Annotated in this window: 12 protein-coding genes; 4 read left to right on the top strand and 8 right to left on the bottom strand. The window is 40.6% G+C overall.

Annotation, left to right across the window (positions count from 1 at the left end; translation table 11 throughout):
- Positions 1-29: 29 nt before the first annotated feature.
- Both AACW45_RS30030 and AACW45_RS30025 read left to right on the top strand, forming a co-directional pair.
- Positions 30-218, top strand: a complete 189-nt coding sequence (locus AACW45_RS30030) for a hypothetical protein (protein ID WP_190636753.1) — start codon at positions 30-32, stop codon at positions 216-218.
- A gap of 143 nt (positions 219-361) precedes the next feature.
- Positions 362-940: a hypothetical protein gene (locus AACW45_RS30025; RefSeq protein ID WP_190636751.1), complete on the top strand. Its 579-nt coding sequence runs from the start codon at positions 362-364 to the stop codon at positions 938-940.
- Positions 941-1,210: 270 nt separating this feature from the next.
- On the opposite strand, the gene AACW45_RS30020 is transcribed toward AACW45_RS30025, so the two are convergent.
- The 5 genes from AACW45_RS30020 to AACW45_RS30000 all read right to left on the bottom strand — a co-directional run bounded on the left by AACW45_RS30020 (position 1,211) and on the right by AACW45_RS30000 (position 5,998).
- Entirely contained in the window at positions 1,211-1,465 is a 255-nt protein-coding gene (locus tag AACW45_RS30020; protein ID WP_190636749.1) for a hypothetical protein, read from the bottom strand.
- Between the two features lie 33 nt (positions 1,466-1,498).
- Complete coding sequence (locus AACW45_RS30015) at positions 1,499-2,539, bottom strand: hypothetical protein (protein WP_190636747.1); 1,041 nt, start codon at positions 2,537-2,539, stop codon at positions 1,499-1,501.
- Between the two features lie 19 nt (positions 2,540-2,558).
- Positions 2,559-4,268: a DEAD/DEAH box helicase gene (locus AACW45_RS30010; RefSeq protein ID WP_190636745.1), complete on the bottom strand. Its 1,710-nt coding sequence runs from the start codon at positions 4,266-4,268 to the stop codon at positions 2,559-2,561.
- 174 nt (positions 4,269-4,442) lie between these two features.
- Positions 4,443-5,171, bottom strand: coding sequence for a hypothetical protein (locus AACW45_RS30005; RefSeq protein ID WP_190636743.1), 729 nt, complete (start codon positions 5,169-5,171; stop codon positions 4,443-4,445).
- 209 nt (positions 5,172-5,380) lie between these two features.
- Positions 5,381-5,998 (bottom strand): glutathione S-transferase family protein, encoded by a 618-nt coding sequence (locus AACW45_RS30000; RefSeq protein WP_190636742.1) that lies wholly within the window; start codon positions 5,996-5,998, stop codon positions 5,381-5,383.
- 286 nt (positions 5,999-6,284) lie between these two features.
- Here AACW45_RS30000 and AACW45_RS29995 point away from each other — a divergent pair, with 286 nt between their 5' ends.
- Positions 6,285-6,929, top strand: coding sequence for a type I restriction enzyme HsdR N-terminal domain-containing protein (locus tag AACW45_RS29995; protein ID WP_190636740.1), 645 nt, complete (start codon positions 6,285-6,287; stop codon positions 6,927-6,929).
- Here AACW45_RS29995 and AACW45_RS29990 read toward each other — a convergent pair.
- The 3 genes from AACW45_RS29990 to AACW45_RS29980 form a co-directional block, all read right to left on the bottom strand.
- The gene (locus AACW45_RS29990) at positions 6,924-9,806 is read right to left on the bottom strand and encodes a DEAD/DEAH box helicase (protein ID WP_190636738.1); all 2,883 of its coding nucleotides are present in this window, start codon (positions 9,804-9,806) and stop codon (positions 6,924-6,926) included. The genes AACW45_RS29995 and AACW45_RS29990 overlap by 6 nt on opposite strands.
- A gap of 88 nt (positions 9,807-9,894) precedes the next feature.
- Positions 9,895-11,016, bottom strand: coding sequence for a ParB/RepB/Spo0J family partition protein (locus AACW45_RS29985; RefSeq protein ID WP_190636735.1), 1,122 nt, complete (start codon positions 11,014-11,016; stop codon positions 9,895-9,897).
- A complete protein-coding gene (locus AACW45_RS29980) occupies positions 11,013-11,768 on the bottom strand; it encodes a ParA family protein (RefSeq protein WP_096649061.1) in 756 nt (251 codons plus the stop codon). Before AACW45_RS29980 ends, AACW45_RS29985 begins: the two co-directional genes overlap by 4 nt.
- 459 nt (positions 11,769-12,227) lie before the next feature.
- On the opposite strand from AACW45_RS29980, the gene AACW45_RS29975 reads away from it, so the two are divergent.
- Positions 12,228-13,517, top strand: a 1,290-nt coding sequence (locus AACW45_RS29975) for an AAA family ATPase (RefSeq protein WP_190636733.1), incomplete at its 3' end; no start/stop codon positions are given.

Here is a 13,517-nt window from a genome sequence, read left to right as displayed (position 1 = left end):
GACAATATTTCTACCGCGCAGCCAAGAAAGTGAGCAACTCCAAGCCTGATAAAATCAAGAGCGAAAAAATTGAGTGTTTGATAAGCCAGGGGGAAAGCGGGAGCAAGCAAGAAGCGAAGTCATACTTAAATGAGCGTGGCTCACTGCCTGAAGCTAAACCAGCAGCGAATAAAAAAGTTAAAGTTTCACTAAGGGTGGAATGGGAATTGGATATGTGAGAAGATTCAAGAAAATTATCGGTTTAATATTTGTTAATTAAGGGTGGTACAAAAATATTTGTTTGAGAAGATATAAAAATTGTATAAGCTAATGTGAGAAGATTCTGAAATAGAAGATTCAGAAAATTATCGGTTTTACCATTATGAGCATATATGTTTATGTTATTACAATAATTCTCTTATTAATGCTTGGGAATTTGTTAGCACCATTAATAGGTGAGAAGATTCAGAAAATTATCGGTTTTTCAATATTGAGCATATATGGAATAACAATCATTATGTTATATTTAATTTGCTCTTTGTTAGCACCAAACTTGTCAACTTTGAGTTGTCTTCGTGGTGAATATTCTAAATTTAGTTGTGAATTTATTTCATCTGGTATATTTGGAACTTATACAACTCATATCCCGTCTGGAGAACTCCAATCAGCTGAAATTGATGAAACATGCGATGGTGGAGATTGTAGTTACGGAGTTTTTCTAAAAACTACAAAAGGTAAAATTTATATACCTACTAGCTATAGTATTGAATTTCATGCTCAAGAAGATAGAGATAGAATCAATCTTTTTATTAAAAATAAAAATCAGAAAACATTGATGCTTAGGAAAGAGAACCGATGGATGATTATATATACAGTTATTTTGTGGGGAGGATTGATTTTATTTATACTTTATTTGGTAGCATCTATTTTTGAAAGATATATAAGTTTTAGGAGAAGATAAGAGAGAAAAACAAGTATGAATCAGTAATTATGAATATTTTTGGCAATGAGCAATGCCACTTTAGAGCTTTAAACCTAAAAGGGTAGCCGCCGAGATACCCGGCTGAACCCCTTATAAATTGACATGGTTCGCAGTTCGGGGTTGCCTTCTGGTGACAAGGGGCGGTAAAGATTCTCGCGGTTCAGACCCGTTTTTTTTGCAAAGCGCTACTTGATTTTGAGTAGCTTCACTAATATAACGATTTGCAGACAAATCTCTAATTCCTTATAATTAACTTTCGTTTTGAATTAGCGATGAATTTATGATCATCCGATTCACCAAACTCAGATAATCGTCTAATTCCTCATATTCATCTAATTCTTTTTCTTCCTCTGAAGTAAGTGCAGATTCTTTTTGTTTAATTAATAATGCTTCAAGTCGCCCCTGTACTAAGCTGGAAGCTCGAAATATCGGCACTTCTCCTACTAGCTCGATGCGGACAGCACCATCTAATGGGAAGCTGTTAGGCAAGTGTGACAATTTCATCTAAACCTCCTTTAGTAGCGGAAATATCAGCAATTACTTCTTCCAAACTGTCGGTGAGATAATGTTAGCTTCCTTGTCATCTAAATAGAAATCGTAAACAGGTTCTCCTGATAAGGAACAGCGTAGCGGCTCAATAATTTTAGTGAATGGATTCCAAACTGCTGTTACAGTTCGTTTTGCTTTCTTCCTTTGCAATTCACATTGAATATGTACTGTAGGTAAATGAATAATCATGGCACTGTGCAACCAAGCTTCCACACTCATTGCGTAACGCTCTTGGATATCTAACAATTTTCTTTCTAACTCTCTATTAGTGGCTTCAATTCGTGCTAGTTCCTTATCTTTATCATCACCCTCCAAATGTTTTGACACAATCTTGTTGCGAATTTCTGAGCTTATTGTATTGTAATAAGCCTTGAGTCTGTCTTCATCTCTAGCTCTAGCTCTTGTTAATTTAGCCTGCCAATTTTCTAGAGATGTTCCAATCAATATTGCACTTTGATGTTCAATTAACTTCAATAATTCATCAAAAGGGATAGATAATGATGTTTCTTCATTATCAACAGAAATTCTGTCAGACTCCCAGAACAAAGCATCACCGATTTCTACTGGTGTCACTCCTGTTAGTTCATTGATAATAAACGACACTAAACCAATTCTTTTTTCATCTGCATTCGCTGTGTAAGCCACATTACACAGAATGTAACGAGTGATTTCTGGTTTAGCTTCTACAAAACGAATTAGACCATTTTGCACTACGAATCTCTCTGAGATTGTCTTTTCAAACCCTGTAGTTTTTAAATAGCCATCAAATTTCACACCCAAGGCACTAATCAGTCCTTTAGTAGCTAATAGGTCTGATAACTTATTTAATACTTCTGAATGATAGGTAACAAAAACACTTTGAGGTACATCAACTTTAGTTGTAAATGTAACTTCTTCGGGGAGTGAAAGAAGGGATGCTATATTTTCAGTTAATAACGCATTTAAAATGTGTTCACTGGCAGGTTCTGCTATTCCGTCATGCAGAGAAACAATTTTTTCTAAGGTCGCAATAATCGGGTCGGAAATCATATCTAATTAAATCAATCTCTCAAGCTTCAAAATCTTCACCAAAAATCTGCTCATCCAGTTCTTGAGTTTGCTGATATTGGTTTTTGGCTTTCAACAAATTATCTGCCAATTGGTCAAAGGCTGTATCTAATTCGGGTTTGACCTGATGTTTAAGCCAGATATCCATGACAATTTCACTAAAGTCAAATTCATCATCCACATTCCCCAAAATTGTTTCAATCTCTCCAACCACCAGTTCAAACATATTAATTTTGTCGTGCAATATCCGCAGAATATATTCTTCGATACTGCCCTTGAGACAAAAGTTAAAAATAAACACATCTTGGGTTTGTCCAATGCGGTGAATACGACCAATGCGCTGTTCTATCTTCATTGGGTTCCAAGGCAGGTCATAATTAACAATCGCATTGGCAAACTGAATGTTACGTCCTTCGCCGCCTGTTTCAGATGCCAGCAGTACAGAAACATTATCTCGAAAGGCGGCGATCGCCTCATCTTTCTGTTTAAGGGACATCCCACCCTGAAATTCCGCAAAGGGGATATTTGCGGCTTCCAAAGTTTTAGCCAAATAAGTGCTAGTTGCTTTATGGGTTGTGAAAACCAAGGTTTTCTGGCGAGATTTTGACAGCATCTCTACCAAGGCTTTTGCTTTCTCGACCTGCTTTACTTGGGCAGCTCGTCTTGCTAAAGACTTGAGTTCTTCATCGGGTAAGCGAAGAGTCAGTTGCTTGAGGGAGTCAGCCAAAGCACCGGGAGATGAACCAGCACGCATCAGCAAATTGGTACGGGAGAGTCTATCTAGCTTGGACTCTTCTTTCCGCAAATACTCACTCAAGTCCTGGTAAAGTTTCTCCTCACCTGCGGCTGGGGTAACGGTAATCGTAGTGGCGAAGCGTTTGGGCAGCTTGACATCTACTAAGGCGCGGGTATTTCGTACCATGACTTCCCGCATCAGAGAGCGTAACTTTTCTGGATTTTTAGGGACTCGTCCATTTCTGGAATCGACATATTCTTTTTTAAAAGCAGCTTCTGTTTGTAATAGTCCCGGTTTGAGGAGAGTTAGCAGATTAAACAATTCCACAAGGGAGTTCTGCACAGGCGTAGCAGTAAGCATGAGGATAAACCGCTTATTCAGGGCATTGACCAGTTTCCAGTTGAGGGTAGTGCGATTTTTCAGGTGGTGGGCTTCATCGACAACAACCAAGTCCCAAGTGCGACTGGTGACGTGGGGATAATGTTTAGCAGACTTAGCCGTGTTTAATGAGGCGATAATTCGCGGATTATCTGCCCAAAAAGATTCTATTGGTTGTTGGGGGTCACGGTTATCTGTGGTGATAGTGGCGATATTAAATTTGTCACTTAACTCTGATTGCCACTGGGAAACTAGGGATGCGGGAGTTAACACTAGGAGGGACTGTACCATACCCCTGGCTAAGTATTCGGCTATGATGAGTCCCGCTTCAATGGTTTTGCCCAATCCAACTTCATCCGCAAGTAATGCCCGTCCTCCTAGTTGTCTAAGGACTTTTCGGGCTGTTTCAATCTGATACCAGTATTTATCAATAGCAGTGAGGGTGGGCAGGCAAATTAGCTGATCGTAATCTGCCATTACCGAGAGGTTGAACAGGTCAAGACGCGCCTCGTAAAAGTTAATTGGGTCATATTTACCGACTTGAAGGGCTTCTAAGGCAGTTGAAGAATTAAATTTGAATGTATAGTTTTTCTCCATAATGCGCCCTTGCTAGCTACTTTTGACCACTTCCAGCACATCTAAAAGATACCATTATTATCCAGGGTGCTAAAAGGCACTCACCTTTAAACTTCAGAGAGAGTGGAAGCTGCATACCTTTAGGGCGCTTGTTTTTTACTCAAAAAGTTTAAGTATCGCTACTATTTCACAGATTTATTTATCGACAATTTCGCTAGTTATTGTTTGCAAAATATCGTTGACATCTTGTGAAGTCTTAGAACTAATTCCGATGGACTCTAGATTTTCAATAGCTGTCTGATATTCTTCTGGAGATTGGTACTGTTCCTCAAAATAATGTTCATCTTTATACCCATAAATAATAAGATTTGAACCTATTTTCTGAAAAAATTGCTCAGATGGTATCAAGAGTTTTCTACTCTGAAAAGAGCCTTCAAGATAACCATAAAAGTAGCTGATAAAATAGTTGATTTCTTGACGAGAAAATTCTATTTCAAAAGGTTCACGCAGTATTTGATGATCGTAACCTTCTACATCGCTCTCTAAAACTCTGTAGAAGCTGAAGTAGAGTGTACCGCGATTATCATAGATATCTATCAAATAGAAAAATTTCCCTTGTACTTTTTCTAAAATCATTAATACGGGAAAAGAAAAAGAACCTTTCCAATCATCAATCCAATCACTACTTTCGCCAAACAAGTCTGTTAAAGCCACCAAAATTTCAGCTAAATTGAGTTTATTTTTGTTCTCACGTTCTGAAAGATAAAAGTGCATATAAAACATATGATCATCTCTAATAGGAAGGCTCTTTTGCCTAAGCCTCCTAAATTCAGCATCATCCAAACGCCAAAGTTCGTATTTAATATCTTTCCGTTTGAGTTCAACTTTCTTACGCTCTTTAATTTGCTTAACTACTTGTCTCATATGTTTGAATTGAATTCATAACGATACCTAGTATTAATGTACTATATTAGTAAGTTAGCAAATAAAAAGCCATGAGATACTACACTGGTAAAGTTTGCCAGGAGGTCGCTACTGTTGCTGTATGGGTTGATGGCTGGTGATTTCTCGGTACGTGCAAGCTGCTGAACATATGGCAACACGTCTTCAAGATGCTGCACAATAAAACATTGTTAATTCAAAGGCATAGGAATAGTTGACTTGACTGACTCGCGCTCGTGTAATTGATTAAACCAATTTCCTAAGTTAGGATACTGCAAAACCCAATCTTCATTTAAGCGAAAGTTATAGTAACCCACGGAACATAATGCTGCTACATCCGCTGCTGTCCATGTATCATTACCTAATAAGTATTGAGACTGGGCTAATTGTTGCTCGAAAATTGCTAAAAGGCGATTAATTGACGTTTCTAATTTTGTCCGATAACGAGTCGGGGCTAAATCATTGGTCAAATTTAGTACCCATAAGTTGATAATATTATCACCTAAATTATCTGCTAATTCTTCCCATTTTCGACACTCAAGCCGTTTTCGAGGATTACTTGGGTAAAAACTAGGTTGTGGATAGGTTTCATCCAAATACTCTGCAATTAATGTAGAATCCCAAATAACTGTACCATCTTCTTCCACAAACACCGGTACTTTACCAATAGGAGAAATTTTTAGAAATTCAGGAGGTTTATTTAAAAGATTAACTTCTTTGAGTTCGCAATCTAAAATTTTCTCTGTTAACAATATGCGAATTTTTCGAGAAAAGTTTGATTGTTGATGATAATACAATATTCTATTCATAGATATTTCCATCTTAAGCTCTGTTATAGAGAGAGTCTCCAATAAGAAAATTACTTTTATTTCACATCTAAACGTCCGGCGGGACAATCAACTACTAGGTAATTATAGTCCTTGGGTTGCTTAGAGATTTCTTGAAATAGTTCGTCTTTGTGATGAATCACTTTGAAATACTCAAAAAGGCAATCTCTGAAAAGTTTAGCTTTCTTTAATGCAGTCATACAATTGGATTAACGCTATCTCTCCCCAGGTTGCTTCGCTGAACCTGGAGTATCTCGCGGAAAACAAGATGACAAAGATCACAGCAATCACAGAAGCGATTACCAGTTTGAGTGAAGCAGAAAACCGCTTTGGTTTAGTTCGCATTGAATCAGAACAATTTTTTCCTGAGTGGTCTAGCGAATTGCCCGAAATTACGGAAGCAGAAAAAACCGCCTTGGATGTACTACGGCGTAGATATCTTTACCACCGTGGCGAGGGTGATTTGTTAGAAGGAACAGTCATGTTGCTTGTGGTGTCGCCATTATTAGCACTGTCTGGATTTTACGACCCTCCTTTCAGGATTAAAGCAGAATCATCTGTGGATTTGGTACTGGATGATGACGAGGAAGTGCTGCGTGGTCGAATTGATGTTTTGGTGCTACAAAATCGGTTATGGGTGTTGGTGTTAGAGTCCAAAAAAACCACGCTTTCGATTTGGTCGGCTGTACCGCAAGCTCTAGCTTATTTGATGGCTAACCCTCAACCCGATAAACCTGTGTTTGGTATGGTAACAAATGGGGACGATGTTTTATTTATCAAAGTGAAGCGAGAAGCCGACAGACAACAATATGACTTGTCACGGGTCTTTGCTCTGTTTACATCTGCCAAAGAACTGTACAACATTTTGCAAATTCTTAAGCGTATTGGTCAGGTAATCTGTGATCTCTCATAGTCTGCCGCAAGTTTCGGTTTCACCATGTAGCCGAATGTGTTCAACCAACCGCTTGGTTTCACCGCCTGCTAATTCTAGTTCCCTGAGATTGCCCACCAAAACAAATAATTCCTTTGCTCTACTAACGGCTGTATTTAGTAAATTGGGTTTGCGGTTGAGAAACCAAAAACTATGCTCTTGGTGACACTGGTAAGGAGAAAAGATAATAGCTGCTTTTTCTCCACCCTGGAAGGTGTGAACTGTGCCAATATCATCCCAAGAAAAGTTTCGCCACCGATTAGATAGCCGATACCTCAGCGCGTTAGCTTGCTGCAAAAACGGCGACATTACACCAATTGTCTTTGAGTTGTCATCCGAGCCAATAGAATAGCCATGCTTAAGCAAGGACGTTATAACAGTTTCTACAGCATTGATTTCTTCTGGATTGGTGTTATGGGTGTGGCTTCCCTCGACGTGGTATGCCAGTAGATGTGGTTCTGTTGCAGTCTGGCGATTATCTGAAAGGATTTGCAGACCACCAGGATAGTTAGGGCTGCAAAACTGAATAATATCTGGGGTGCAACGGTAATGATTTCTGAGAATAATGCCATTGCCTAAGTCTCCTTCTGTACCACTAACACCAGCAGCACGATGATAAGCAGTAGCTGTGTATTTGGCAGTGGGGGCATAGCGATAGTAGTCTTCATTCCCCATGCCTACATCTAGAAAGGCAGTTCTCAGATATTGTTTAATGGTATCGTCGCAAAGGTTAACTATTGGCTCAATTTGTTGGGGGTCGCCAGCTACTACTGCTTTTTGCGATCGCACTAGCAAAGGAAATAATTGATGTACAAGAGTTGTCCCAGCTTCATCCACCAGTGTCAGCTTTACGATATTGGAATGAAGAATTGGCAGCATATTACGTATTGATTGCAGGCTGGAGCTAATCACAGGGAAAATCAAACTCAAGTCACGGTAGATGGCATCACTCTCAGTTTCCAGTTTGAGCAGAGCCTGTCCATCGCCCATCAATACGCTGCCATAAGTTTCTAATGCTCTCATCACGCTATCCTTGCGCCGGAGAGTTTCTTGCAACAGAAACGCCCAGGCGCGTTGAAAAAGTTCTAGCTGCAATAAGTGGTGGTCACGGTAAAAACGATTGTAGAAATCCCCTTGTGGGTAACTATCAAGTTGTGTTTGGATTTGTTGATGTTCTGCTTGTTTTAACTCTAGTTCCTTATTTAAAACCGTTATTTGGCTTTGAATTTCAGTTACTTCTCGGTTAAGACTTTGCCATTGCTTTTTGAACTCCAGTTTTTGGTTAACAGAGGTCAATGCTGTGATTAAACTGGAGCGGTCAAGGGGCATTTGAAAGGGATGGGCTGTAGCCAAGGTATTTAAAACAGCAGCGTTAATTCGATTTGCCAGACGTTTGAAAATTAGCTTATCGGTAGTTACACTCAGCCAGTCCAAGGCGCGTTTTGTAATGGAGTCGGACTCTTTTGGTAGTTCGCGTTCTGCCAGGGATAAAGCTTCTTTTATTTGCTGGTAGGCATCAATGGGAAAATTTGCATAATCTGCCAAACTTGATAGCTGTTCAGTTAGGGTTTGTAACTGGGAAGACTTAGCAGCAATCTCGTTATTGAGAGATTGGATTTCTACATCCAATTGCGATTGCCGTTCGACATCGGTAACTTGTTGGTTGGCATCAAAGTAGTTTTGCTCTATTAGTCGCTGAATTTCGCTTTCTGTTTGCAGTAGTTCCAGTTTGGTTTGTTGCCAAGCAGATTGATCAAATTCAGCATGACGCAACCAATCTTGGGTTGATTGCAGTTTGGGTAGGGTTTCCTTACGGATATTAGTTTGGTTGCCGCCTGGAAGATAAAACTGTTGAGCAGGAGAATTGATAGTCAGGCGTTGTTGGAATTTTTTAATGGTGCTGTTATTAGTGGCAACAAAGAATATTAAATTATTTGCATCATCTTCACCGTGAACAAGTCGTAAAGCCCGATTGACTACTTGCTGTGCTATGAGGTGCAGAAACACTTCTGTTTTTCCAGTCCCCGGTGGGCCACAAACAGCAGTTAGTAAATTCTCCTGGGCGTGTTTGAGGACGGACGCTTGAAATTCATCAGGCGGATGAGAAGGGAAAGCTCCCCAAAACATCACTTCATGTGTGGGTGATTGTGGCTGACCCCAGAGGTACTGCATCGCTGGGTGAGTTCCCGTTAGCCATTCACTCAAAGCGCCAGGGGGGTGAAGTTGCTTGAGTATTTCTTGCAGGTCAAGCTTCAGCAGAGCGTTATAGGGCGTAAAATCGCAACGCAGCAAGTAAGGTTGCCGACAAGTTTTATATTTTCCATCGGGTAAGTCTACCAGTTCAAGAAAGTCTCGAAGCGTTGGGAAGCTCCCTTTAAATGTGTCTTCTAGAAATTTCAAAATTCCTGACGAAACAATCAGGGATTCAGCTTGCTCTTCTTCTAGAGAGTACAGCCGCATTAAATTAACGACAACTGGCTGAAACTCGTATTCGGTCAAGTCCCAGCCTGTTTTGCGGTAATTACCTTTAAGAATGGGTGAAATATCAATGGTGAATAGAGGCAGGTATTTCAGCTTTTGCTCTTTTCCCTTGCCTTGGATTATATAGATTTGTGGGAAAGCAACAGCCATCTGAACATCATTTTTGTTACCTCTTTTAGCTGCTTGTTGCTGTTGCTGGAATCTTGTAAAGACTTCGCTATCTAAGAGTAACTTGTTATTAACAAGCTGCACTCCCTTATCTACTACCTTTGAATAAATATCTGAAGAACGCTCGACCTCTGCTTGAGTCAGTTCTTCTAACCTGATGTAGCTTAACCAAGCTTGTACTATCTGGATAAGTTTTTCTGACTCTAGCATGGGAACTTAAACATTGAAAGGCACTGAAGCTTAGTATAAAAAATATTTTAGCCTTCTGCTTTCTTCGTCATAGTTCGAGTATGTAAAGTTACTCAACATTTGTCAGTGCCTCTAGTTGTGTAAGTAATTTTTCTATTTGCTTACGCTTCTTCGGGTCTGACCAAATACTCGACTTTCTAAGCTTGGTGGTTGCAGCAGTAAAGCGCTCTTTGTAATCATTAGACTCGGTGTTGGGGGTAGAGGCTGGGCTTTTCTTTTCACTGACACGTTGTTTGATTTCGCTTAAAGACCAGTTGTTAGCAATAGCTTGGTCTAAAAAGTCAACACGCTCTGAAGTATCCTTAATCTGAGCGATGGCTTTGGCTTTGGTGTACTCTAGTGAACCTTGTCTTAGTGCATCAAGGATATCTTCTGGGAGGTTAAGCAAAGGTAGGCGGTTATTAGCAAATGATTCCCAAGTCATTAAACCTAAGCCTTCAAATACTTCCTCAACAATTTTGAGGTCTAGATTTACTGGATTGACTGGGTTTGAGCCTTGCTGTTCATTGCTTTCATCTTTTCCAATAACGTTATTGGAATTTGACGCTGCATCCAATTCTTGTTTGACAAGAACATTATTGTCAGCATCTAATTTCTCGTTTTCATCTTTGACAACATCATCCTGATCAGCATCATCTGAGGCTGATTTTTGATTTCCAATAACGTTATTGGAAGATAAAGCTGCTTCTTTGCGTTCGTGTTGCAAACGTCGCAATAATGGCGGTATCTCTTCAACGGTGCGACCTAGTCTGAGAGCTAGCAGTTGCAGAATACCTTCGGTTTCTTCGACTGGATTAAGGTCTTCGCGAAGTAAGTTTTCTATCAGTGCCAGTTGAAAAGCTGCTTTATCGTCTAATTCTCTGATGACAACGGGAACTTCTTTTAAACCAATTTCTTGGGCTGCACGGTAGCGACGTTCTCCTGCTACTAGTTCGTGTTTTTCTGCATCAAGGGGGCGTACTAAAAGCGGTTGCAGGATGCCATGCTGTTTTATGGATTCGGTTAACTGCTTTAATGCTTCCGGGTCAAAGTAACGGCGTGGTTGTGTCGGTGGCAGAATAATCTGCTCTAATGGCATAGATTGGGGAGAACCAGCATTCAGTACGCCTGTAGTGTCCCAAGGGACTTCTATTTTGCTTTTGAGAGGTTGACTGGCTTTGGTGCGTCTCATTTTAATGCTTCCAAACTTACGGCTATTTTTTTCAAGATGGCAATAGATGGGTGCTTGGGGTCGTAAACCGCCAGGGGCATTCGTTCTTCTGAAGCATCAACAAAAGCAGTAGAGCGAGGAATGGGTGGGAATATTGTTCCAGCGTTCGCTAGTTGTTCGGTGATAGCTGCTAAGGTACGAGTGTCCTGAGAATTACGGGCATCGTATTTTGTAGGTACAAACCCGGCTAGAAGTAGTTTACGGTTGGGTTTATTGCGGACGGTAGCAACAGTTTTTAATAGTTCGCCTGTACCTTCAAAAGCTTTGAAATGGGTTTCTAGAGGCACAAGAACATGAGTGGCAGCTACAAGGGAGATGTAAGAGAGTAGCCCTAAGCTGGGAGGGCAATCTATTAATATGAAATCGTAATTGTCTTCAATTGGCTCAATGGCTTCTCTCAGGCGGAAGTCGCGCATGGAAGCATTCACCAATTGCATTTCTGCCGTACTCAGAGAGATATTGGCAGGGGCTAAATCCATACCATGAATTCCCTCATGAATTGGCAGGGGTTGTTCATCCACAATAGCACTGTGGACAGTCTGCTCTAATTCTCTCGGAACCAAGCCCATAAAAATCGTTAAGCTGGCTTGCGGGTCTATATCGATGAGCAAGACGCGATGCCCCAATTGTGCTATTTGGTAGCCCAGGTTTTGGGTAAGGGTGGTTTTGGCAACACCTCCCGCCTGATTAAAAACTGCGATGATTCGGCTCATCAGAAAAATGGGTAGAAACCCCGTCCTATAAGGACGGCTTTACAAGCCCCTTACGGGGACTGGTTTTTAAATGGCGATAAGCCCAGGAAACCAGCAAAACCCGTTTAAGTCCCTTCCCGCAACACAGATAAGATGTCCTGTCTAACAGCACCTAACCAATTAGGCTTGCAGATAGTCCAGACTAGGGAAGTATCTGGAAGTGCGTACCAACCTGCGTCTCAATGCGGTATTCACCTCTTGCGTTGCCTAAATTGGTTTAGACAATCCTCACCCTTGAAGGGTGAGGTTGGTGAAAAGTGAGTTTGTTTACCTGCACCATTACAACTTAAGATAACGGTGATATGTCAATAGGCAATGTTTATTTTTGTTCGTGGCTGCTATTTTATTTAAAAATGGATCACATAGGTTATAGCAGATCAAATTAGACAAGAACGCTGGCATCAAGGAGGATGGTGTTTGATGATTTCGTTCCCTAAAGTCGATAAACTTCCAGAGCTAACCTTGAGCGAAATCCAGCAATATTTAGAAAGTGGGCTTTTCCGGGGAATTGGGAAAAAAACTGCCCAAACTCTTGTAGAACACTTTGGCTATGACACTTTATTGGTAATAGATACCGCGCCAGAAAAGCTTCTTGCAGTTCCTCAACTTGGGAAATCTCGAATCGATAAAATTACCAAAGCTTGGTCAGAGAGTAAAGCCAATCCGATAAGAGGAGCTATTGCCCAACTTTTGGCTGTGAGAACATCATTGAGGTTAACTTTAAAGATTTGTGACTATTACGGACACCAAACCTCATCGGTACTCAAAAGCGACCCTTACAAATTAATTGATGACATTGAGGGCATCGGTTTTAAAACTGCTGATGAATTGGCGATATCTTTGGGCATCCCCCTTTCAAGTGAAACTCGTTACTCTAAAGGTCTACTCCATGTCTTGAAAGAAGCATTGAGTGAAGGCAATTGTTTTCTGCCTGAATCCCATTTGCTGGCGCGTGCGGTGTCTTTACTCCAGCGTCAAGAGCATACACCCGATTATAAATCTTTGAGTAATATTCTTGGTCAGTTAGTTGAGAACCAAACTTTAGTTTATGGCGAGGTTGCCAATAGTGTTTATCAAAGAGCCGCCTACCGCGCTGAACTGTCTGTAGCGTTAAAAATTCAAACTTTAGTTAACCGACCAACTTACTCAACAGAACATCTAGAACACTGGTTAGCTAATTTTGAAGCGCCTGAATATAAGGAACTCTCACGCTTGAGTGATGAACAGATCAGTGCCTTATTCATGGCAGTTAAACATCCTATTAGTATAATTACAGGCGGCCCAGGGCGCGGTAAAACCCATGTGCTAAAAACTTTGGTGCAATGGTTGGCATCCATTGGGGCAACTATAGCTCTTGCAGCCCCGACCGGAAAGGCAGCAAACCGGATGAAAGACGCAACTGGAATGGAAGCAAGTACCATTCACCGTTTACTACAATGGCAGGGACTAGGGCACGCTTTTCACTATAACGAGAATAATCTTTTAGATATTGATTGGTTAATTGTTGATGAATTTTCAATGGTGGACATATTTTTGTTCAATTCCCTATTGAAAGCTTTACCCGCAAAAACCAAAATTCTGTTAGTAGGAGACTCTGATCAATTACCCAGTGTCGGGGCAGGAATGGTGCTGCGAGACTTGCTGAATTCTGAAATAGTACCGACAACGAGATTGCAAACAATTTTTCGACAGCGAGACAAAAGCCCAATT

This window comes from Calothrix sp. FACHB-168, assembly GCF_963889195.1.
Classification (GTDB): Bacteria; Cyanobacteriota; Cyanobacteriia; order Cyanobacteriales; family Nostocaceae; genus Aulosira; species Aulosira anomala_A.
The sequence above is the reverse complement of the archived record's forward strand: the minus strand, read 5'-3'. Positions and strand labels throughout refer to the sequence as shown.